The sequence below is a fragment of the Klebsiella grimontii genome, assembly GCF_900200035.1.
Taxonomy (GTDB): Bacteria; Pseudomonadota; Gammaproteobacteria; order Enterobacterales; family Enterobacteriaceae; genus Klebsiella; species Klebsiella grimontii.
Genome location: NZ_FZTC01000022.1, coordinates 233672 through 256138, shown reverse-complemented (window position 1 = coordinate 256138; position 22467 = coordinate 233672). Strand labels below are relative to the sequence as shown.

Annotated in this window: 18 protein-coding genes; 16 read left to right on the top strand and 2 right to left on the bottom strand. The window is 55.4% G+C overall.

Features of this window, described 5'->3' with window-relative positions; translation table 11 throughout:
* The first annotated feature begins 19 nt into the window (after positions 1 to 19).
* Positions 20 to 1852 (top strand): SLC13 family permease, encoded by a 1833-nt coding sequence (locus tag KOSB73_RS21875; RefSeq protein WP_004870932.1) that lies wholly within the window; start codon positions 20 to 22, stop codon positions 1850 to 1852.
* Between the two features lie 53 nt (positions 1853 to 1905).
* On the opposite strand, the gene yfbR is transcribed toward KOSB73_RS21875, so the two are convergent.
* Together yfbR and alaA are read right to left on the bottom strand one after the other, a co-directional pair.
* Positions 1906 to 2505, bottom strand: a complete 600-nt coding sequence (gene yfbR / locus KOSB73_RS21870; protein WP_004870934.1) for a 5'-deoxynucleotidase — start codon at positions 2503 to 2505, stop codon at positions 1906 to 1908.
* An 87-nt stretch (positions 2506 to 2592) separates the two neighbouring features.
* Positions 2593 to 3810, bottom strand: a complete 1218-nt coding sequence (gene alaA / locus KOSB73_RS21865; protein ID WP_024359267.1) for an alanine transaminase AlaA — start codon at positions 3808 to 3810, stop codon at positions 2593 to 2595.
* Positions 3811 to 4700: 890 nt separating this feature from the next.
* Between alaA and KOSB73_RS21860 the strand changes: the two genes are divergently transcribed.
* The 15 genes from KOSB73_RS21860 to KOSB73_RS21785 all read left to right on the top strand — a co-directional run bounded on the left by KOSB73_RS21860 (position 4701) and on the right by KOSB73_RS21785 (position 22044).
* Positions 4701 to 5627, top strand: a complete 927-nt coding sequence (locus KOSB73_RS21860; protein WP_004870937.1) for a LysR family transcriptional regulator — start codon at positions 4701 to 4703, stop codon at positions 5625 to 5627.
* Positions 5628 to 6278: 651 nt separating this feature from the next.
* Positions 6279 to 6725, top strand: coding sequence for an NADH-quinone oxidoreductase subunit NuoA (gene nuoA / locus KOSB73_RS21850; RefSeq protein WP_004870939.1), 447 nt, complete (start codon positions 6279 to 6281; stop codon positions 6723 to 6725).
* Positions 6726 to 6740: 15 nt separating this feature from the next.
* On the top strand, positions 6741 to 7415 hold the full coding sequence (gene nuoB, locus KOSB73_RS21845; protein WP_002913178.1) for an NADH-quinone oxidoreductase subunit NuoB: 675 nt from the start codon (positions 6741 to 6743) through the stop codon (positions 7413 to 7415).
* A gap of 86 nt (positions 7416 to 7501) precedes the next feature.
* The gene (nuoC, locus tag KOSB73_RS21840) at positions 7502 to 9310 is read left to right on the top strand and encodes an NADH-quinone oxidoreductase subunit C/D (protein ID WP_004104077.1); all 1809 of its coding nucleotides are present in this window, start codon (positions 7502 to 7504) and stop codon (positions 9308 to 9310) included.
* Positions 9311 to 9312: 2 nt separating this feature from the next.
* The gene (gene nuoE / locus KOSB73_RS21835) at positions 9313 to 9813 is read left to right on the top strand and encodes an NADH-quinone oxidoreductase subunit NuoE (protein ID WP_004104075.1); all 501 of its coding nucleotides are present in this window, start codon (positions 9313 to 9315) and stop codon (positions 9811 to 9813) included.
* Positions 9810 to 11147, top strand: a complete 1338-nt coding sequence (gene nuoF / locus KOSB73_RS21830; protein ID WP_004870941.1) for an NADH-quinone oxidoreductase subunit NuoF — start codon at positions 9810 to 9812, stop codon at positions 11145 to 11147. The genes nuoE and nuoF overlap by 4 nt, the downstream gene beginning before the upstream one ends.
* A gap of 32 nt (positions 11148 to 11179) precedes the next feature.
* The gene (gene nuoG, locus KOSB73_RS21825) at positions 11180 to 13906 is read left to right on the top strand and encodes an NADH-quinone oxidoreductase subunit NuoG (RefSeq protein WP_098140991.1); all 2727 of its coding nucleotides are present in this window, start codon (positions 11180 to 11182) and stop codon (positions 13904 to 13906) included.
* On the top strand, positions 13903 to 14880 hold the full coding sequence (gene nuoH, locus KOSB73_RS21820) for an NADH-quinone oxidoreductase subunit NuoH (RefSeq protein WP_004870946.1): 978 nt from the start codon (positions 13903 to 13905) through the stop codon (positions 14878 to 14880). Before nuoG ends, nuoH begins: the two co-directional genes overlap by 4 nt.
* Before the next feature lie 14 nt (positions 14881 to 14894).
* Positions 14895 to 15437, top strand: a complete 543-nt coding sequence (gene nuoI / locus KOSB73_RS21815) for an NADH-quinone oxidoreductase subunit NuoI (RefSeq protein WP_004104066.1) — start codon at positions 14895 to 14897, stop codon at positions 15435 to 15437.
* 10 nt (positions 15438 to 15447) lie between these two features.
* Positions 15448 to 16002: an NADH-quinone oxidoreductase subunit J gene (gene nuoJ / locus KOSB73_RS21810; RefSeq protein ID WP_004123127.1), complete on the top strand. Its 555-nt coding sequence runs from the start codon at positions 15448 to 15450 to the stop codon at positions 16000 to 16002.
* Positions 15999 to 16301: an NADH-quinone oxidoreductase subunit NuoK gene (gene nuoK, locus KOSB73_RS21805; RefSeq protein ID WP_004104062.1), complete on the top strand. Its 303-nt coding sequence runs from the start codon at positions 15999 to 16001 to the stop codon at positions 16299 to 16301. The genes nuoJ and nuoK overlap by 4 nt, the downstream gene beginning before the upstream one ends.
* On the top strand, positions 16298 to 18139 hold the full coding sequence (gene nuoL, locus KOSB73_RS21800) for an NADH-quinone oxidoreductase subunit L (RefSeq protein WP_004870951.1): 1842 nt from the start codon (positions 16298 to 16300) through the stop codon (positions 18137 to 18139). Before nuoK ends, nuoL begins: the two co-directional genes overlap by 4 nt.
* A 157-nt stretch (positions 18140 to 18296) precedes the next feature.
* The gene (nuoM, locus tag KOSB73_RS21795) at positions 18297 to 19826 is read left to right on the top strand and encodes an NADH-quinone oxidoreductase subunit M (RefSeq protein WP_004870953.1); all 1530 of its coding nucleotides are present in this window, start codon (positions 18297 to 18299) and stop codon (positions 19824 to 19826) included.
* Between the two features lie 6 nt (positions 19827 to 19832).
* Positions 19833 to 21290, top strand: coding sequence for an NADH-quinone oxidoreductase subunit NuoN (gene nuoN, locus KOSB73_RS21790; protein ID WP_024359263.1), 1458 nt, complete (start codon positions 19833 to 19835; stop codon positions 21288 to 21290).
* A gap of 202 nt (positions 21291 to 21492) precedes the next feature.
* The gene (locus KOSB73_RS21785; protein ID WP_024359262.1) at positions 21493 to 22044 is read left to right on the top strand and encodes a tyrosine-type DNA invertase; all 552 of its coding nucleotides are present in this window, start codon (positions 21493 to 21495) and stop codon (positions 22042 to 22044) included.
* Positions 22045 to 22467 lie beyond the last annotated feature (423 nt).

Sequence of the window (22467 nt, the reverse complement as noted above, 5' to 3'; positions counted from 1 at the left end):
CTTCTGACAAGGATAAGTTGTGAACGGTGAACTGATTTGGGTGTTATCTCTTCTTGCCGTAGCCGTCGTACTCTTTGCCACCGGAAAAGTGCGCATGGATGCTATCGCATTGCTGGTGATTGTCGCTTTTGTCCTTAGCGGCACCTTAACGCTCAGCGAGGCCTTCTCGGGATTTAGCGATCCCAACGTTATCCTTATCGCCGCGCTTTTCATTATTGGCGATGGGCTGGTGCGCACCGGGGTCGCCACCAAAATGGGCTCCTGGCTGGTGAAGGTTGCCGGTAACAGCGAAACCAAAATGCTGGTCTATTTAATGCTAACCGTTGCCGGACTAGGCGCTTTTATGAGCTCGACCGGCGTGGTGGCCATTTTTATTCCCGTGGTGCTCAGCGTATCAATGCGCATGAACACGTCACCTTCGCGGTTGATGATGCCGCTCAGTTTTGCCGGACTTATTAGCGGAATGATGACTCTGGTGGCCACACCGCCCAATCTGGTCGTCAACAGCGAGCTATTACGCGAAGGGCTGCAAGGATTCAGCTTTTTTAGCGTCACGCCGATAGGCCTGGTGGTGCTGGTCCTGGGCGTTTTCTATATGCTGGTGATGCGCTTTATGCTTAAGGGAGACGAAGGCGAACAGGTCCGCGATGGCCGTAAGCGAAGCACCTTCCGCGATCTTATCAAAGATTATCACCTCACAGGGCGCGCGCGCCGCCTGGCCATTCGCCCTGGCTCGCCGATGATTGGCCAGCGCCTGGACGACCTGAAACTGCGCGAGCGCTATGGGGCGAACGTCATCGGCGTTGAGCGCTGGCGGCGCTTCCGGCGGGTTATCGTTAACGTTAACGGCGTATCGGAGTTCCGCGCCCGCGACGTTTTGCTGATCGATATGTCGGCCTCCGATGTGGATTTACGTCAGTTCTGCGGCGAGCAAATGCTGGAGCCCATGGTGCTGCGCGGCGAATACTTTTCCGATCAGGCGCTGGACGTAGGGATGGCGGAAGTCTCCCTGATCCCGGATTCCGAACTGATTGGCAAGACGGTGCGCGAAATCGCCTTTCGTACCCGTTTCGATTTGAACATCGTGGGTCTGAAACGCGATGGCAAAGCTCTTGACGGCGCGGTCACCGATGAAGCTTTGCAGCTTGGCGATATCATGCTGGTGGTGGGGAACTGGCGGCAGATAGCGCTGCTGGCCAAGCGGGGTCGTGACTTTGTGGTGCTGAATATGCCCATTGAGGTTAATGACGCCTCGCCGGCGCACAGCCAGGCGCCACACGCAATTTTCTGTCTGGTGTTGATGGTCGCGCTGATGCTGACTGACGAAATTCCGAACCCCATAGCGGCGATCGTTGCCTGCCTGCTGATGGGGAAATTCCGCTGTATTAACGCCGAAAGCGCCTATAAAGCCATTCACTGGCCGAGCATTATTTTGATCGTCGGGATGATGCCTTTTGCTCTGGCGCTGCAGAAAACCGGCGGCGTGGATCTGGTGGTGCAGGGATTAATGGACGTGGCGGGAAGTAAAGGACCGTACCTGATGCTTGGCTGCCTGTTTGTGATGTGCGCGGCTATCGGCCTGTTTATATCCAATACGGCCACCGCGGTACTGATGGCGCCCATTGCGCTGGCCGCGGCAAAGTCGATGGGCGTTTCGCCTTATCCTTTTGCGATGGTGGTCGCCATGGCGGCCTCGGCGGCGTTTATGACGCCGGTATCGTCGCCGGTGAACACCCTGGTACTGGGGCCGGGTAAATACTCATTCAGCGATTTTGTCAAAATCGGCGTGCCGTTTACTATCCTGGTGATGGTGGTGTGCGTTCTGCTGATCCCGGTGCTGTTTCCGTTCTGATTCAGCAGCGTTCTTTCCCCGGTCAGGCTGCGGCTGGCCGGGGAGCGGTTATTTTATAAAGGCGAATCCTGGCTGATTTCATCAAGCGAAAGGTGGAAACTCGGCACGAAAACCTGCATAAAGTAGTCCATCTCTGCGCTGCGGCGCGATTCCAGCGTTTTCTCAAGGCGGCCTTTGGCCAGCAGAAATTCATTATTCCCCGCCGATAGCTCTTCCAGACACTTCAGGTAGGCGCAAAGCGCATCTGCCTGCTTGACAAGGAATTTTTCCTCGTCGCTGTAGTGCTGTTCGTCGATGAGCGGCTCAAAAATATCGCGCAGTTCATCAGGAACCATATCGACCAGTTTCTGCTGGGCGATTTTCTCGATGGCCTTGTATTCTTGCGCGATCTGGGAGTTGAAATATTTTACCGGCGTCGGCAGGTCGCCGGTCAGAACTTCCGAGGCATCGTGATACATCGCCAGCAGGGCAATGCGCTCGGCGTTAACCTGACCGCCAAATTTACGATTTTTGATCGCCGCCAGCGCATGGGCCACCATCGCGACCTGTAAGCTGTGTTCGGAGACGTTTTCGGTGCGCACATTACGCATCAGCGGCCAGCGGTTGATCAGTTTCAGGCGGGAGAGGTGGGCAAAGAAATGACTCTGACTCATAGGAACCCTTAATCAGTTACGACGTCGGGTGACATTGTGCGCAGGGATTGCCGCCGGATGCAAATCCCGGCGGCTGGACAGGTGAAGTCAGAGCTGGTGGTAGCCGGAAAGGAAACGCCCGAAACGGGTAATCGCCATTTCAAGATCGTCTTCGCGCGGAAGGGTCACGATACGCACGTGATCCGGCCACGGCCAGTTAAAGGCGGTACCCTGAACCAGCAGGACTTTTTCCTGCAGCAGAAAATCGAGCACCATCTTCTGGTCATCGTGAATATTAAAGCGCTTAGCGTCGATTTTCGGGAACATATATAGCGCGCCTTTCGGCTTGGTGCACGATACGCCCGGAATGTCGTTAATCAGCTCCCAGGCGCGATTGCGCTGCTCATATAAGCGCCCGCCAGGAACAATAAATTCGCTGATGCTCTGATAGCCACCGAGAGCGGTTTGGATCGCATGCTGGGCCGGGACGTTGGCGCACAGGCGCATAGAGGCCAGCATCTCCAGACCTTCGATATAGCCTTTTGCGTGTTTCTTCGGCCCGTTAAGCACCATCCAGCCCTGGCGGAAGCCGGCAACGCGGTAGGTTTTTGACAGACCGTTGAAGGTGATCGTGAGGAGATCCGGGGCCAGCGGCGCAATAGAGTGGTGCTGCGCCTCATCGTAGAGGATTTTGTCGTAGATCTCATCGGCGAAAATAATCAGATTATGCTGGCGGGCGATCTCGACGATCTCCATCAGCAGCTCTTTTGAGTACACCGCGCCGGTTGGGTTATTCGGGTTGATAATCACGATGCCGCGGGTACGCGGGGTGATTTTCGCGCGGATATCGTCGAGGTCCGGGAACCAGTCGGACGACTCATCGCAGAGATAATGCACCGCTTTACCGCTGGAAAGCGCGACTGCGGCGGTCCAGAGCGGATAATCCGGCGCCGGAACCAGCATTTCATCGCCGCTATTCAGCAGCGCCTGCATGGCCTGAACGATAAGTTCGGAAACGCCGTTGCCGATATAAATATCTTCGACCGTCACATCACGCATGCCGCGAGCCTGGTAATGCTGCATGATGGCCTTACGTGCGGAATAGAGGCCCTTTGAATCGCTATAGCCCTGGGAAGTCGGGAGGTTGCGGATGACGTCAACGAGGATTTCGTCAGGCGCGTCAAAGCCAAACGGCGCTGGGTTGCCGATGTTCAGCTTCAGGACTTTGTTGCCTTCTTCTTCAAGGCGTTTCGCCTCTTTCAGAACCGGGCCGCGGATGTCGTAACAGACGTTATCTAACTTGCTGGATTTTTCGATGGGGGACATGAACCTTGACCTTTTAGCTGTTATCGCCACTCCCTGCCGTGGAAGTCAGCACGGAATAATGTACTCCGCATCCCCGCTGTTTTGAAGGGTTAACAGGAGAAGATTTTGCTATTCATGTTTTTTTGGTTTAATTGATTTCTCTGGTGGGTGGGTGTTTTGTTTATACAATAAACCTTTAATACTTTCATTGGTGGTCATATATTGTGTTATCCACTGATTCTGTAAACGTTTATCTGGCTTGTTCATTTAACGGAAATAAGTGCTTATTTTTTGCGCAAAAACCGCGTCGCTTTCATATGTACGTTTAATTCACAATACACAGAATGTTTTAACAACTTTGCCAGATATTTTTAATGAAAAGCATTTAATTGATAAATGAGTTTTATTTTATGCAAGGAATATTCTTAGATTTGTAATTTAATTAAAGCGCGGGTCAGCATTTAAAATTGCCTGAGATAATACTGATTAACGCTTATAAATATTGTGGTTTTCGGTTAGAATAACGTCGTTAATACCGATATGAGGCTATGCCAGGTAGCCTGTTTCTTTATTAATACATTGTTATTGCAGGTTTTTGTTATCTTCCTGAGCGCGATGGCAAAGTTTGTCGCTGGTGCGGATGCAGGCAATGGTCATTGACGGCTATTTTTTGCGTCTCATCACAAAAAAACAAAGCGCCGTAATTAAAAGTGCTCAGGCATACGAGCAAAATATTACTCTGAAATTCCGCGCATTTGCTGCGGATGAGTGCTTTCTAATGCAATAACGTTCGTCCAGTTGTTCATCCGTCTGCCCGTGGCGGGTCACGCGAAGCTTAAGGAATAGCCGGAAACCTGGAGCACAGCATCAACAAGGCAGGTCAGCATTAGCCGCCTGAATGTGAAGCAAATATGATAAATGAAAATCGTTCGATACTAAATTTAGACCTCGACCTCTTGAGAACCTTTGTTGCCGTCGCCGATCTCAATACATTTGCCGCTGCCGCCGTTGCGGTATGCCGGACTCAGTCAGCGGTAAGTCAGCAGATGCAGCGGCTGGAGCAGCTGGTCGGCAAAGAACTTTTTGCTCGCCAAGGACGCAATAAACTTCTGACCGAGCAGGGCATTCAGCTGTTGGGCTATGCGCGGAAAATTCTGCGTTTTAATGATGAAGCCTGCATGTCGCTCATGTTCGGTAGCCTGCAGGGAACGCTGACCGTTGGTGCGTCAGATGAGACAGCGGATACTATTTTACCGTGTTTATTAAATCGGATTGGCAGTTTTTATCCGCGGCTGACGCTTGAAATCAAAGTTCTCAATCATATTGATATCGTCGATCGGCTGAAGAAGGGAGCTATCGATCTTGCGCTGACCACCCGACCCACGAAGGGTTTTGACATGCTGACGCTACGCGCTTCGCCAACGTTGTGGTACTGCGCAGCGGACTACGTCCTCCCTCAGGGCGAGTCTGTCCCGCTTGTTCTGCTGGATGCCCCGGATCCGTTTCGGGAAGAGATCGTTGCGGTGCTCAACGCCGCTCGCGTCCCCTGGCATCTTTCCCACGCGGCAACCTCAATGGCCGGGGTGAAGGCGGCGGTGAAGGCCGGGCTTGGGGTGACCGCGCAGCCGGTAGAGATGATGAGCCCTGAATTCCGCGTTCCGGGGCGGTGTGACGGCTTACCCGTGCTGCCGGATACCCACTATATGCTGAACTGCGATTCTCAGCAGGCAAGCGAACTGACGCAGGCTATTTTTCAGTCGCTGAGCGCGGAGTACCAGCCGTGGTCCACGCAACGTGTTTATACCCCCGAAGGGGGAGATAATTCCCTTATTTCCTGAGTGGGAAAAGCTAACAAACATCACAAAAACTGGTAACAAAATGTAAGTGTAAAAACGAACCCCCGACGTGTGAAATCGCCGCTGCGGTTCGTTTTTTTCAAATTTTATTGATTAATAGAATGTTTTGTTGATTTGTTTTGATGTAAATCAGTGAGTTAGATCTGCTCTTCCTCTCATTTCTCGACTTTTCTCTGCACTTTCAATACTTCCTGCTAATGTTAAAAAACCGGATAGTTTGTTGCCGTTTTCTTGGTTGAATTAACAAAAGCGTGTCACAGATCAAGAAAATACCCCTCTTTAGGGGGAGGAATCGTGGCTAAATCCTGTCAAAATAGGCGGGTAATTTTGATTTACGGCGGAAACGGACACGATTCAACAGCACTAAATCCGAAGAGTATGCAAGGTTATTCCGCATAAAAGGGCATTTAATGTTAATGAAAAAAATCCAATGTAAATTAATGTTGTGAAAACTTTTGTTAAAGTTGACAAAAGGTTAATGAAAGGAGTAAAAAGCCACCGCAACTGGCCTTCCACATCACCCAGGGACGCTTTTTTGCACGGCTATTTTTTTATTCCTCCCCGTGAAACGCTGTGGCGTTCATCTGCCAGTAAGAGCAGAGGGTTTTAGCGCTACACTTTTTTGGTTAAGCAATGCGTATGTCAACATCCACTGAAGTCATCGCTCATCATTGGGCATTCGCTATATTTCTCATCATCGCTATCGGCCTGTGCTGCCTGATGCTTATCGGCGGTTGGTACCTTGGCGGACGCGCGCGCGCGCGTAGCAAGAACACGCCGTTTGAATCCGGGATCGACTCCGTCGGTTCGGCTCGCTTACGTCTTTCTGCGAAGTTTTATCTGGTTGCCATGTTCTTCGTTATCTTCGACGTGGAAGCCCTGTATCTCTACGCATGGTCGACTTCTATCCGTGAAAGCGGCTGGGTCGGCTTTGTGGAAGCCGCAATTTTCATTTTAGTGCTACTGGCTGGTCTGGTTTACCTCGTTCGTATTGGCGCTCTGGACTGGACGCCTGCGCGCTCCCGTCGCACGCTGGTTAACCCGGAAACAGACAGTCCCACTAACCGTCATACGCAGTAAAAGCGAGGCAATAAGATGGATTATACGCTCACCCGCATCGATCCTAACGGTGAGAACGACCGTTACCCCCTGCAAAAACAGGAGATCGTAACCGACCCCCTGGAGCAAGAAGTCAACAAAAGCGTGTATATGGGGAAACTCGAACACGCTTTGCATGACATGGTGAACTGGGGCCGTAAGAACTCAATCTGGCCTTACAACTTTGGCCTTTCTTGCTGCTACGTGGAAATGGTGACGTCATTCACTGCGGTGCATGACGTTGCGCGTTTTGGTGCAGAAGTATTGCGTGCCTCCCCGCGTCAGGCTGACCTGATGGTGGTCGCGGGCACCTGCTTTACCAAAATGGCGCCGGTCATTCAGCGTCTTTATGACCAGATGCTGGAGCCGAAGTGGGTTATCTCGATGGGCGCATGCGCCAACTCCGGCGGTATGTACGATATTTACTCTGTCGTGCAGGGCGTGGATAAGTTTATTCCGGTTGATGTTTACATCCCGGGCTGTCCGCCGCGTCCGGAAGCGTATATGCAGGCGCTGATGCTGCTGCAGGAATCCATTGGTAAAGAACGTCGTCCGCTCTCTTGGGTGGTAGGCGATCAGGGCGTTTATCGCGCCAATATGCAGTCGGAACGCGAGCGTAAACGCGGCGAACGTATTGCAGTGACCAATCTGCGGACTCCGGACGAGATTTAACTTGCGCCTGCGGGCGGGATGAAAACTTCGCAAATCAATCTACTACAGCGCGAAGTCTCGCCGGCAGTCACCACGGACCTTTTGCAATGGTGAACAATATGACCGATTTAACCGCGCATGACGCCGCACCAGCCTGGCAAACCCGCGATCACCTTGATGACCCGGTGATCGGCGAACTGCGCAACCGTTTTGGGCCGGATGCCTTTACCGTTCAGCCAACCCGCACCGGCGTTCCGGTGGTTTGGGTGAAGCGTGAACAGCTGCTTGAGGTGGGTGATTTCCTGAAGAAGTTGCCGAAGCCTTACGTGATGCTGTTTGACCTGCACGGCATGGACGAACGTCTGCGCACGCACCGCGACGGTTTACCTGCCGCGGATTTTTCCGTTTTCTATCACCTGATTTCAATCGACCGCAATCGCGACATCATGCTCAAGGTCGCATTGTCTGAAAACGATCTGCATCTGCCGACCTTCACCAAACTGTTCCCGAACGCCAACTGGTATGAGCGTGAAACCTGGGAGATGTTTGGCGTGACCTTCGATGGTCACCCGAATCTGCGCCGCATCATGATGCCGCCGACCTGGGAAGGCCACCCGCTGCGTAAAGACTACCCGGCGCGCGCAACCGAATTTGACCCGTTTGAGCTGACCAAAGCCAAACAGGATCTGGAAATGGAAGCGCTGACCTTCAAACCGGAAGAGTGGGGCATGAAGCGCGGGACCGAAAACGAGGACTTTATGTTCCTTAACCTCGGCCCTAACCACCCCTCCGCGCACGGTGCGTTCCGTATTATTTTGCAGCTTGATGGCGAAGAGATCATCGACTGCGTTCCTGATATCGGCTACCACCACCGCGGCGCTGAGAAGATGGGCGAGCGCCAGTCCTGGCACAGCTACATTCCGTATACCGACCGTATTGAGTACCTCGGCGGCTGCGTTAATGAGATGCCGTACGTGCTGGCGGTGGAGAAACTGGCGGGAATAACCGTGCCGGATCGCGTCAACGTCATCCGCGTAATGCTCTCCGAGCTGTTCCGTATCAACAGCCATCTGCTGTACATCTCCACCTTTATCCAGGACGTCGGGGCGATGACGCCGGTGTTCTTTGCCTTTACCGACCGCCAAAAGATCTACGATCTGGTGGAAGCAATTACCGGCTTCCGTATGCACCCGGCCTGGTTCCGTATCGGCGGCGTCGCGCACGACCTGCCCCGCGGTTGGGATCGCCTGCTGCGTGAATTCCTCGAGTGGATGCCGAAGCGTCTGGATTCCTATGAAAAGGCCGCGCTGCGCAACACCATCCTGATCGGTCGTTCGAAAGGGGTTGCCGCCTACAACGCCAAAGAAGCGCTGGAGTGGGGCACCACCGGCGCGGGCCTGCGCGCGACCGGCATCGGCTTCGACGTACGTAAATGGCGTCCTTATTCTGGCTATGAAAACTTCGACTTTGAAATCCCGACCGGCGGTGGCGTCTCCGACTGCTACACCCGCGTGATGCTGAAAGTGGAAGAGCTGCGCCAGAGCCTGCGCATTCTTCAGCAGTGCCTCGATAACATGCCGGAAGGCCCGTTCAAGGCGGATCACCCGCTGACGACGCCGCCGCCGAAAGAGCGCACGCTGCAGCATATCGAAACCCTGATTACGCACTTCCTGCAGGTTTCCTGGGGGCCGGTCATGCCGGCGCAAGAATCCTTCCAGATGATTGAAGCGACCAAGGGTATTAACAGTTACTACCTGACCAGCGACGGCAGCACTATGAGCTACCGTACCCGCGTGCGCACGCCAAGCTTCGCGCACCTGCAGCAGATCCCGGCCGCTATTCGCGGCAGTCTGGTCTCCGACCTGATTGTCTATCTGGGTAGTATCGATTTTGTTATGTCAGACGTGGACCGCTAATTATGCACGAGAATCAACAACCACAAACCGAGGCTTTTGAGCTGAGTGCGGCAGAGCGTGAGGCGATTGAGCACGAAAAGCACCACTACGAAGACCCGCGTGCGGCGTCCATTGAAGCGCTGAAAATCGTTCAGAAGCAGCGCGGTTGGGTGCCGGACGGCGCAATCTACGCTATCGCCGATGTGCTGGGGATCCCGGCCAGCGACGTAGAAGGCGTGGCGACCTTCTACAGCCAGATTTTCCGCCAGCCGGTGGGTCGTCACGTGATTCGCTACTGCGACAGCGTGGTGTGCCATATCACCGGGTTCCAGGGCATTCAGTCGGCGATCGAGAAGAAGCTGGATATCAAACCGGGTCAAACCACCTTTGATGGCCGCTTCACTCTGCTGCCGACCTGCTGCCTGGGCAACTGCGACAAGGGGCCGACCATGATGATTGATGAGGACACTCACAGTTATCTGACGCCGGAAGCGATTCCTGACCTCCTGGAGCGGTATAAATGAAAACCATTATTCGTACTGCCGAAACCCATCCGTTAACCTGGCGTCTGCGCGACGACAAACAGCCGGTATGGCTGGATGAATACCAGAGTAAAAACGGCTACGCCGGGGCGCGTAAAGCGCTCTCCGGCATGGCGCCGGATGAAATCGTCACTGCGGTAAAAGACGCCGGCCTGAAAGGGCGCGGCGGCGCGGGCTTTTCCACCGGTCTGAAGTGGAGCCTGATGCCGAAAGACGAGTCCATGAACATCCGTTACCTGCTGTGTAACGCCGATGAAATGGAGCCGGGCACCTATAAAGACCGCCTGCTGATGGAACAGCTGCCGCACCTGCTGGTGGAAGGCATGCTGATCTCCGCGTTCGCGCTGAAAGCCTACCGCGGCTATATCTTCCTGCGCGGCGAATATATCGAAGCGGCACAGCACCTGCGCCGGGCAATCGCCGAAGCGACCGAAGCGGGCCTGTTGGGGAAAAATATCCTTGGCACCGGTTTTGACTTCGAACTGTTTGTGCACACTGGGGCAGGGCGCTATATCTGCGGCGAAGAAACCGCGCTGATTAACTCCCTCGAAGGCCGCCGCGCCAATCCACGTTCGAAGCCGCCGTTCCCGGCCAGCTCCGGCGTATGGGGGAAACCGACCTGCGTGAACAACGTTGAAACCCTGTGCAACGTTCCGGCGATTCTGGCCAACGGCGTCGAGTGGTATCAGAACATTTCTACCAGTAAAGACGCCGGCACCAAGCTGATGGGCTTCTCTGGACGGGTGAAGAACCCGGGCGTCTGGGAACTGCCGTTCGGCACCACCGCGCGCGAGATCCTCGAAGATTACGCGGGCGGCATGCGCGATGGTCTGAAGTTTAAAGCCTGGCAGCCGGGCGGCGCGGGCACCGACTTCCTGACCGAAGCGCACCTCGATTTGCCGATGGAGTTCGAAAGCATTGGTAAAGCGGGTAGCCGTTTGGGTACCGCGCTGGCGATGGCCGTCGACCACGAGATCGGCATGGTTCCGCTGGTGCGCAACCTCGAAGAATTTTTTGCCCGCGAATCCTGCGGCTGGTGTACGCCCTGCCGCGACGGCCTGCCGTGGAGCGTGAAGATCCTGCGCGCCCTGGAGCGCGGCGAAGGCCAGCCGGGAGATATCGAGACGCTTGAGCAACTGTGTCGATTCCTCGGTCCGGGTAAAACCTTCTGCGCGCACGCGCCGGGCGCGGTTGAACCGCTGCAGAGCGCGATCAAATATTTCCGCGAAGAATTCGAGGCTGGCATTAAGCAGCAGTTCAGCAATACCCATGCAATTAACGGTATTCAGCCGAACCTGCTTAAGACGCGCTGGTAATCTAAAGGTTTTTTATTTTTGGAAGCACGCAAATGGCTACGATTCATGTAGACGGCAAAGAATACGAGGTCAACGGAGCGGACAACCTGCTAGAAGCTTGTCTCTCTCTGGGCCTTGATATTCCATACTTTTGCTGGCATCCGGCGCTAGGGAGCGTCGGTGCTTGCCGCCAGTGTGCGGTGAAGCAATATCAGAACGCGGAAGACACGCGTGGCCGCCTGGTGATGTCCTGTATGACTCCGGCATCCGACGGCACTTTTATTTCCATCGACGACGCAGAAGCGAAGCAGTTCCGCGAAAGCGTAGTTGAGTGGCTGATGACCAACCACCCGCATGACTGTCCGGTGTGCGAAGAGGGCGGCAACTGTCACTTGCAGGATATGACCGTGATGACCGGTCATAGCTTCCGTCGCTACCGCTTTACCAAGCGTACCCACCGCAACCAGGATCTGGGGCCGTTCATCTCGCACGAAATGAACCGCTGCATCGCCTGCTACCGCTGCGTCCGCTACTACAAAGATTATGCCGACGGCACCGACCTTGGCGTTTACGGCGCTCACGACAACGTCTACTTTGGGCGCCCGGAAGACGGCACGCTGGAAAGCGAGTTCTCCGGCAACCTGGTGGAAGTCTGTCCGACCGGCGTGTTTACCGATAAAACGCACTCCGAGCGCTATAACCGTAAATGGGACATGCAGTTTGCGCCAAGCATCTGTCAGCAGTGTTCCATCGGCTGTAACATCAGCCCCGGCGAACGCTATGGCGAACTGCGTCGTATCGAAAACCGCTATAACGGTACCGTTAACCGCTACTTCCTCTGCGACCGCGGTCGTTTCGGCTACGGCTATGTGAATCTCAAAGACCGTCCGCGTCAGCCGGTTCAACGCCGCGGTGACGATCTGATTACCCTTAACGCCGAGCAGGCGATGCAGGGGGCGGCGGATATTCTGCGCCAGTCGAAGAAAGTGATCGGTATCGGCTCCCCGCGCGCCAGCCTCGAAAGCAACTTCGCGCTGCGCGAACTGGTCGGCGCCGGGAACTTCTATACCGGCATCGCGAAGGGCGAACAAGAGCGCCTGCAGATGATGCTGAAAGTGCTGCGCGAAGGCGGTATCCATACCCCGGCGCTGCGCGAAATCGAATCCTACGATGCGGTGCTGATCCTCGGCGAAGACATCACCCAGACCGGCGCGCGTATCGCGCTGGCGGTGCGTCAGGCGGTGAAAGGCAAAGCGCGCGAAATGGCGGCGGTGCAGAAAGTCGCCGACTGGCAGATCGCCGCGATCCTTAACATCGGCCAGCGCGCGAAGCATCCGCTGTTTGTCACCAATATTGATGACACCCGCCTCGATGACATCGCCGCATGGACCTACCGCGCGCCGGTGGAAGATCAGGCGCGCCTCGGCTTTGCCATCGCCCATGCGCTGGATGAAAGCGCCCCGGCGGTCGAAGGGCTGAGCGGCGAGCTGAAAGGCAAAATCGACGTGATCGTTCAGGCGTTAGCCGGAGCGAAAAAACCGCTGATTGTCTCCGGAACCAACGCCGGCAGCATTGAAGTGATTCAGGCGGCGGCCAACGTGGCGAAAGCCCTGAAAGGCCGCGGCGCCGATGTCGGCGTGACGATGGTCGCCCGCGCGGTCAACAGCGTTGGCCTCGGCATGATCGGCGGCGGCTCGCTTGAAGAGGCGCTGAGCGAACTGGAAACCGGCGCAGCCGATGCGGTTATCGTGCTGGAAAACGACCTGCACCGCCACGCTTCAGCCGCCCGCGTTGATGCGGCGCTGGCGAAAGCGCCGCTGGTGATGGTGGTTGACCATCAGCGTACGGCGATTATGGAAAAAGCGCATCTGGTGCTCTCCGCGGCAAGCTTTGCGGAAAGCGACGGTACCGTGGTCAACAACGAAGGTCGCGCCCAGCGCTTCTTCCAGGTTTACGACCCGGCCTACTACGACGCGAAAACCGTAATGCTGGAGAGCTGGCGCTGGCTGCACTCATTGCACAGCACCGTGAACAATCGTCAGGTTGACTGGACCCAGCTGGACCACGTGATTGACGCTGCCGTTGCCGCACTGCCGCAGCTGGCTGGTATCAAAGACGCCGCGCCGGATGCGACCTTCCGCATTCGCGGCCAGAAGCTGGCCCGTGAACCGCACCGCTACAGCGGTCGTACGGCGATGCGCGCCAACATCAGCGTGCATGAACCGCGTCAGCCGCAGGATAAAGACACCATGTTCGCCTTCTCCATGGAAGGGAACAACCAGCCGTCCGCGCCGCGCTCGCAAATTCCATTTGCCTGGGCTCCGGGCTGGAACTCCCCGCAGGCGTGGAACAAGTTCCAGGATGAAGTGGGCGGTAAACTGCGCCACGGCGATCCGGGCGTGCGTCTGTTTGAAGCTTCCGCTAGCGGTCTTGAGTACTTTACCGCAGTACCGGCAAGCTTCCAGGCAGAGGACGGGAAATGGCGTATCGCGCCTTACTATCACCTGTTCGGCAGCGACGAGCTGTCGCAGCGTTCTCCGGTATTCCAGAGCCGCATGCCGCAGCCGTACGTTAAGCTGAACCCGGCAGATGCCGCGAAGCTTGGGGTGAACGAAGGCGCAATGGTCTCTTTGCGCGTTGATGGCCAGGCGCTTAGCCTGCCGCTGGTGATTTCGGCGGGGCTGACGGCAGGGCAGGTTGGCTTACCGATGGGCATGCCAGGGATTGCGCCGGTACTGACCGGAGCGCGTATTGATACTCTGCAGGAGGCGAAAGCATGAGTTGGTTAACTCCCGATCTCATCGACATTCTGTTAAGCATCCTTAAAGCGGTGGTGATTCTGCTGGTCGTGGTGACCTGCGGCGCGTTTATGAGCTTCGGCGAACGTCGTCTGCTGGGCCTGTTCCAGAACCGTTATGGACCTAACCGCGTGGGCTGGGGCGGTTCGCTGCAGCTCGTCGCCGACATGATCAAAATGTTCTTTAAAGAGGACTGGGTTCCGCGCTTCTCGGATCGCGTGATCTTTACTCTGGCGCCGGTTATCGCCTTTACTTCGCTGCTGCTGGCCTTCGCCATTGTGCCGGTCAGCCCGACGTGGGTAGTGGCCGATTTAAACATCGGGATTCTGTTCTTTCTGATGATGGCAGGCCTGGCGGTCTATGCGGTGCTGTTCGCCGGTTGGTCGAGCAACAACAAATACTCGCTGCTTGGCGCGATGCGTGCTTCTGCCCAGACCCTGAGCTACGAAGTATTCCTCGGGCTTTCCCTGATGGGCGTAGTGGCGCAGGCCGGTTCGTTCAACATGACCGATATCGTCAACAACCAGGCGCATCTGTGGAACGTTATTCCTCAGTTCTTTGGCTTTGTGACCTTTGCGATTGCGGGCGTAGCGGTATGTCACCGTCACCCGTTTGACCAACCGGAAGCGGAGCAGGAGCTGGCCGACGGTTACCACATCGAATATTCCGGCATGAAGTTCGGTCTGTTCTTCGTCGGTGAATATATCGGCATTGTTACCGTATCGGCGCTGATTGTGACGCTGTTCTTCGGCGGCTGGAATGGCCCATGGTTACCTCCTTTCATCTGGTTCGCGCTGAAAACCGCGTTCTTTATGATGATGTTCATTTTGATCCGCGCATCATTACCGCGTCCGCGCTATGACCAGGTAATGTCCTTTGGCTGGAAGGTATGCCTGCCGTTAACGCTGATCAACCTGTTGGTAACGGCGGCTGTCATTCTCTGGCAGGCGCAATAAGGGGTGAATTGACCATGACCTTAAAAGAATTATTGGTAGGGTTTGGCACCCAGGTCCGCAGTATCTGCATGATCGGGATGCACGCCTTTGCCAAACGAGAAACTCGGATGTACCCGGAAGAGCCGGTATATCTGCCGCCGCGCTACCGTGGCCGTATCGTGCTGACGCGCGATCCGGACGGCGAAGAGCGCTGCGTTGCCTGTAACCTGTGTGCGGTAGCCTGTCCGGTAGGCTGTATCTCTCTGCAAAAAGCGGAGACCAAAGACGGCCGCTGGTACCCGGAGTTTTTCCGCATCAACTTTTCACGCTGTATTTTCTGCGGCCTGTGCGAAGAAGCGTGCCCGACCACGGCGATTCAGTTGACCCCGGACTTTGAGCTGGGCGAATACAAACGTCAGGATCTGGTGTACGAAAAAGAGGATCTGCTGATTTCCGGTCCGGGTAAATACCCGGAATATAACTTCTACCGGATGGCGGGTATGGCAATCGACGGCAAAGATAAGGGCGAAGCAGAGAACGAAGCCAAGCCTATCGACGTCAAGAGCCTGTTACCGTAAGGAGAGGGCAATGGAATTCGCTTTTTATATCTGTGGCCTGATAGCCATCCTCGCAACCCTGCGGGTGATCACCCACACAAATCCGGTGCACGCGCTGCTGTACCTGATCATTTCGCTGTTGGCGATTGCCGGGGTGTTCTTCTCGCTGGGGGCTTACTTCGCCGGCGCGCTGGAAATTATCGTTTATGCGGGCGCCATTATGGTGCTGTTCGTGTTCGTGGTGATGATGCTCAACCTGGGCGGCAGCGAAATCGAACAGGAACGTCAGTGGCTGAAACCCGGGATCTGGATTGGTCCGGCCATTCTTTCCGCGGTGCTGCTGGTGGTGATCGTTTACGCCATTCTCGGCGTTAACGATCAGGGTATCGACGGCGCGGCGATTAACGCCAAAGAGGTGGGTATCGCGCTGTTTGGGCCGTACGTTCTGGCGGTGGAGCTGGCCTCCATGCTGCTGCTCGCGGGTCTGGTTGTCGCCTTCCATATCGGTCGCGAAGAACGCGCCGGGGAAGTGCTGAGCAATCGTCCGAACGACAGCGATAAAAGAAAAACGGAGGAACACGCATGATCCCTTTAACACATGGACTGATCCTCGCCTCTGTCCTGTTTGTCCTCGGCCTGACGGGGCTGGTTATCCGCCGCAATCTGCTGTTTATGCTGATTAGCCTGGAGATCATGATCAATGCCGCCGCGCTGGCTTTCGTGGTTGCAGGGAGCTACTGGGGCCAGACCGATGGCCAGATAATGTATATCCTCGCCATCACCCTCGCCGCCGCGGAAGCGAGTATCGGCCTGGCGCTGCTGCTGCAGCTCCATCGTCGTCGCCAGAACCTGAACATCGATTCAGTAAGTGAGTTGCGCGGATGAACATGCTTGCCTTAACCATTCTTTTGCCATTGATTGGCTTTGTTTTGCTGGCCTTCTCCCGCGGCCGCTGGTCGGAAAATTTATCCGCCACCGTAGGGGTTGGCTCGGTAGGCCTGGCGGCGCTGGTGACGGCGTTTGTCGGCGTCGACTTCTTTGCCAACGGCAAACAGGCGCTCAGCGTACCGCTGTGGACCTGGATGTCGGTCGGCGACTTCAACATTGGCTTCAACCTGGTGCTGGACGGCCTCTCTCTGACCATGCTCTCCGTGGTCACCGGCGTCGGCTTCCTGATCCACATGTTCGCCTCCTGGTATATGCGCGGTGAAGAGGGCTACTCCCGCTTCTTCGCCTATACCAACCTGTTTATCGCCAGCATGGTCGTTCTGGTGCTCGCGGATAACCTGCTGCTGATGTACCTCGGCTGGGAAGGCGTGGGCCTGTGCTCCTATCTGCTGATCGGCTTCTACTACACCGATCCGAAGAACGGCGCGGCGGCGATGAAAGCGTTTGTGGTGACCCGCGTCGGCGATGTGTTCCTGGCGTTCGCGCTGTTCATTCTCTACAACGAACTGGGCACCCTGAACTTCCGCGAAATGGTCGAACTGGCGCCTGCGCACTTTGAGGCCGGCAACAACATGCTGATGTGGGCTACCCTGATGCTGCTGGGCGGCGCGGTGGGTAAATCCGCGCAGCTGCCGTTGCAGACCTGGCTTGCGGACGCGATGGCGGGCCCAACGCCGGTTTCCGCGCTAATCCACGCCGCGACCATGGTCACCGCCGGTGTCTATCTGATTGCGCGCACGCATGGCCTGTTCCTGATGACCCCGGAAGTCCTGCATCTGGTGGGGATCGTCGGGGCGGTAACGCTGGTGCTGGCAGGCTTCGCCGCGCTGGTGCAGACCGATATCAAACGCGTGCTCGCTTACTCCACCATGAGCCAGATTGGCTATATGTTCCTCGCGCTCGGCGTGCAGGCGTGGGACGCGGCGATTTTCCATCTGATGACCCATGCGTTCTTTAAAGCGCTGCTGTTCCTGGCGTCCGGCTCGGTGATCCTCGCCTGCCACCACGAACAGAACATCTTCAAGATGGGCGGCCTGCGTAAGTCAATTCCGCTGGTATACGTCTGCTTCCTGGTCGGGGGCGCGGCGCTGTCCGCGCTGCCGCTGGTGACTGCCGGCTTCTTCAGTAAGGATGAGATTCTGGCGGGCGCGATGGCGAACGGTCATCTTAATCTGATGGTCGCCGGTCTGGTCGGGGCGTTTATGACCTCCCTGTACACCTTCCGTATGATTTTCATCGTGTTCCACGGTAAAGAACAAATTCACGCTCACGCAGGGAAGGGGATTACCCATCATCTGCCGCTGATTGTGCTGCTGGTGCTCTCGACCTTCGTTGGCGCGCTGATTGTGCCGCCGCTGGAAGGCGTGCTGCCGCAGACCACCGAGCTTGAACACGGACGCGTCATGACGCTGGAAATCGCCTCCGGGGTGATTGCCATCGCGGGCATTCTGATTGCCGCCTGGCTGTGGCTGGGTAAACGCACGCTGGTGACGTCGATTGCCAACAGCGCGCCGGGTCGTCTGCTCGGTACCTGGTGGTACAACGCCTGGGGCTTTGACTGGCTGTATGACAAAGTATTCGTCAAGCCGTTCCTCGGCGTGGCGTGGCTGCTGAAGAGCGATCCGCTGAATGCGCTGATGAACATTCCGGCAATCCTTTCCCGCTTCGCAGGCAAAGGCCTGGTGGTGAGTGAGAACGGCTATCTGCGCTGGTATGTGGCTTCAATGGGCATCGGCGCGGTCGTGGTGCTGGCGCTGCTGATGGTATTGCGTTGAGTTTGCGGAGGGCGGGCGTTGTCGGGTAGCGCTTACCCGTAGGCCCGGCGGGCAGAGCGCCGCCGGGCAACAAAACCCGCAATTCGAAGTGAATTTTCTGTGAGAATTCGTTGAAAATCGGTCCTGAACGGGACTTTAACAAGGAATAAAGATCGCCATGTTATTACCCTGGCTAATATTAATTCCCTTTATCGGCGGCTTCCTGTGCTGGCAGACTGAACGCTTTGGCGTGAAGATGCCGCGCTGGATCGCGCTGATCACTATGGGATTGACGTTTCTGCTTGGCCTGCAGTTGTGGATGCAGGGCGGCTATTCTCTCACGCAATCAACCGGTATTCCGCAGTGGCAGTCGGAATTCGTGATGCCGTGGATCCCGCGATTCGGTATCAGCATCCATCTGGCTATCGACGGCCTGTCGCTGCTAATGGTGGTGCTGACCGGGCTGCTCGGCGTGCTGGCGGTGCTCTGTTCATGGCGCGAAATCGAGAAATATCAGGGCTTTTTCCATCTTAACCTGATGTGGATCCTCGGTGGCGTGATCGGCGTATTCCTGGCTATCGACCTGTTCCTGTTCTTCTTCTTCTGGGAAATGATGCTGGTGCCGATGTACTTCCTGATCGCGCTGTGGGGCCATAAAGCCTCTGACGGTAAAACGCGTATCACGGCGGCAACCAAGTTCTTCATTTATACCCAGGCGAGCGGGCTGGTGATGCTGATTGCCATCCTGGCGCTGGCGTTTGTCCACTTCAACGCTACCGGCGTGTGGACCTTCAACTATGAAGAACTGCTGAAAACCCCGATGTCCCACGGCGTGGAATACATGCTAATGCTGGGCTTCTTTATCGCTTTCGCGGTAAAAATGCCGGTGGTTCCGCTGCACGGCTGGCTGCCGGACGCGCACTCTCAGGCGCCGACCGCCGGTTCCGTTGACCTCGCGGGGATTCTGTTGAAAACCGCGGCCTACGGCCTGCTGCGCTTTGCGCTGCCGCTGTTCCCGAACGCTTCCGCCGAATTTGCCCCTATCGCCATGTGGCTGGGCGTCATCGGTATTTTCTACGGCGCGTGGATGGCCTTCAGCCAGTACGATATCAAGCGTCTGATTGCTTACACCTCCGTTTCCCACATGGGCTTTGTGCTGATTGCTATCTATACCGGCAGCCAGCTGGCTTACCAGGGCGCGGTGATTCAGATGATTGCCCACGGCCTGTCCGCTGCCGGCCTGTTTATCCTTTGCGGCCAGCTGTACGAGCGCCTGCATACGCGCGATATGCGTCAGATGGGCGGTCTGTGGAGCAAAATCAAGTGGCTGCCGGCGCTGTCGATGTTCTTTGCGGTCGCGACCCTCGGGATGCCGGGTACCGGTAACTTCGTCGGCGAATTTATGATTCTGTTCGGCAGCTATAAAACCGTACCGGTGATTACGATTATTTCTACCTTCGGTCTGGTGTTCGCTTCCGTGTACTCGCTGTCGATGCTGCATCGCGCGTACTTTGGTAAAGCAAAAAGCGAAATCGCCGCGAAAGCATTGCCGGGAATGTCCCTGCGTGAACTGTCGATCATCCTGCTGCTGGTTGTTCTGCTGGTGCTGCTGGGCTTCTTCCCACAGCCGATTCTGGACACCTCGCACTCTGCGATGAGCAACATTCAGCAGTGGTTTGTTAATTCTGTTTCTACTACAAGGCCGTAATTCGCCATGACAATAACTCCACAACAACTGATCGCACTGCTACCGCTGCTGATCGTCGGCTTGACGGTGGTGGTTGTGATGCTCTCCATTGCGTGGCGACGCAATCATTTCCTCAATGCCACGCTGTCGGTTCTCGGCCTGAACGCCGCGCTGATATCACTCTGGTTCGTGGGTCAGAACGGAGCGATGGACGTCACGCCGATGATTCGCGTAGACGGCTATTCGATGCTCTACACCGGGCTGGTGCTGCTGGCGAGCCTCGCCACCTGTACTTTCGCCTACCCATGGCTTGAGGGTTACAAGGACAATAAAGAAGAGTTCTATCTGCTGGTGCTGATCGCCGCGCTGGGCGGCATTCTGCTGGCGGGCGCTAACCATCTGGCGGCGCTGTTCCTCGGTATCGAACTGATTTCGCTGCCGCTGTTCGGCCTGGTCGGCTACGCCTTCCGCCAGAAACGTTCGCTGGAAGCCAGCATCAAGTACACGATTCTGTCCGCCGTTGCCTCTTCGTTCCTGCTGTTCGGTATGGCGCTGGTATATGCCAATTCCGGCAACCTTTCGTTCCTGGCGCTCGGTAAGAGCCTGACGGATGGCATGCTGCACGAGCCGCTGCTGCTGGCCGGTCTCGGTTTGATGATTGTCGGCCTCGGCTTTAAGCTGTCGCTGGTGCCGTTCCACCTGTGGACGCCGGACGTTTACCAGGGGGCGCCTGCGCCGGTCTCCACCTTCCTGGCGACCGCCAGCAAGATCGCCATCTTCGGCGTGGTGATGCGTCTGTTCCTCTATATGCCGGTTGGCGGCAGTGAGGCGGTACGCGTGGTGCTGGGTCTTATCGCCTTTGCGTCGATTATCTTCGGTAACCTGATGGCGCTGAGCCAGACCAATATTAAACGTCTGCTCGGCTACTCATCCATTTCTCATCTTGGCTACCTGCTGGTGGCGCTGATTGCCCTGCAGAGCGGCGAGATGTCGATGGAAGCAGTGGGGGTTTACCTGGCGGGTTACCTGTTCAGCAGCCTCGGCGCGTTCGGCGTGGTGAGCCTGATGTCCAGCCCGTACCGCGGCCCTGATGCCGATTCGCTCTACTCCTACCGAGGCCTGTTCTGGCATCGTCCGATTCTGTCGGCGGTGATGACGGTGATGATGCTGTCTCTTGCCGGTATCCCAATGACGCTGGGCTTTATCGGTAAGTTTTACGTGCTGGCGGTAGGCGTGCACGCGCACCTGTGGTGGCTGGTCGGGGCGGTAGTGCTGGGTTCAGCGATTGGCCTCTACTACTATCTGCGCGTGGCGGTGAGCCTCTATCTGAGCGCGCCAGAGAAACTGAATCGCGATGCGCCGTCTAACTGGCAGTACAGCGCCGGGGGCATCGTGGTGCTGATCTCCGCGCTGCTGGTGCTGGTACTGGGCGTATGGCCGCAGCCGTTAATCAGCATCGTACAGTTGGCTACGCCGCTGATGTAATCATATCCGTCGTGGGTAAAAAGGATCGCTTCGGCGGTCCTTTTTTTATCTACGCGAAAGCGGTGGGACCTTTGCTTTAATATTTTTTGTAATATTCATGCTTTTTATCATATTAATCTCACTTTACATTTCCACTCATCCTCTTATTTTCCGTACTATTATTACTACGCACACTGTTGTGTTTTGTAGATGGAGAAAGTGAATGAAAACAAGGCGTAAGCATTTGACCATCGGGGAGGTTCAGCGTTTGGTTGAAGCGGCCAGGCGGGGGGCAAATCCGGAACGCGATGTCTGTTTACTGTGGATGTGTTTTAATCATGGGTGTCGGGTGAGCGAAATTCGTCACTGGAAGCTCTCTGATATCGATATTCAAAGCGGGGTCATTTATATTCGTCGGCTGAAAAATGGCTTTTCAACCACGCATCCTATTTATAAACAAGAGGTAAAGGTACTCAACGAGTGGCTGCGTGTGCGTAATAATTACCCCGGGAATAATTCCGGCTGGCTCTTTTTATCACGTAATGGCCAGCCTTTATCCCGCCAGAGAATATATCAAATGATGAAAAATCTGAGCCTTGTTGCCCAGTTGGAAATTAATGCGCATCCGCATATGCTGCGCCACGCGTGTGGTTTCGCGCTGGCGAATAACGGTGTGGATACGCGATTAATTCAGGATTTTCTTGGGCACCGGAATATTCAGCATACGGTTATTTATACGGCAAGTAATGATGCAAGATTTAGAGAGGTTTGGTAAATGAAATAGTCATTTTGTATCAAACTGACTCCTATGCTATCCACAGGTGGTAACAATGTCAATTTATGATTAACAATGTTTTTTGTTATTATTTTCATGTGGTTACATTAAATATAGACGTCATTTATTTTTCGGTTTTTTTAATTAGCTTCACGTATGGTTTGTACCTCTTCCCACTCTTTAGTTTTTTATCGTGTTTATTAGGCTTTTTCCTGGTAAATACGAAATAAAAAATGCCCTCCCTGGCAATATATATTTCAATTAATTGAAGTGGTCAAATTGATACAAAATGACCACTTCAGAATATTATATCCATTTCATGGGTCAATGTTTTGTTGTGTTATTAATATCAAACGTAAATAAAAGGATGCGCACGGTATTGCGCTTTTAAGTTAATGCATTGACTGCATTGAAAAGGACAAA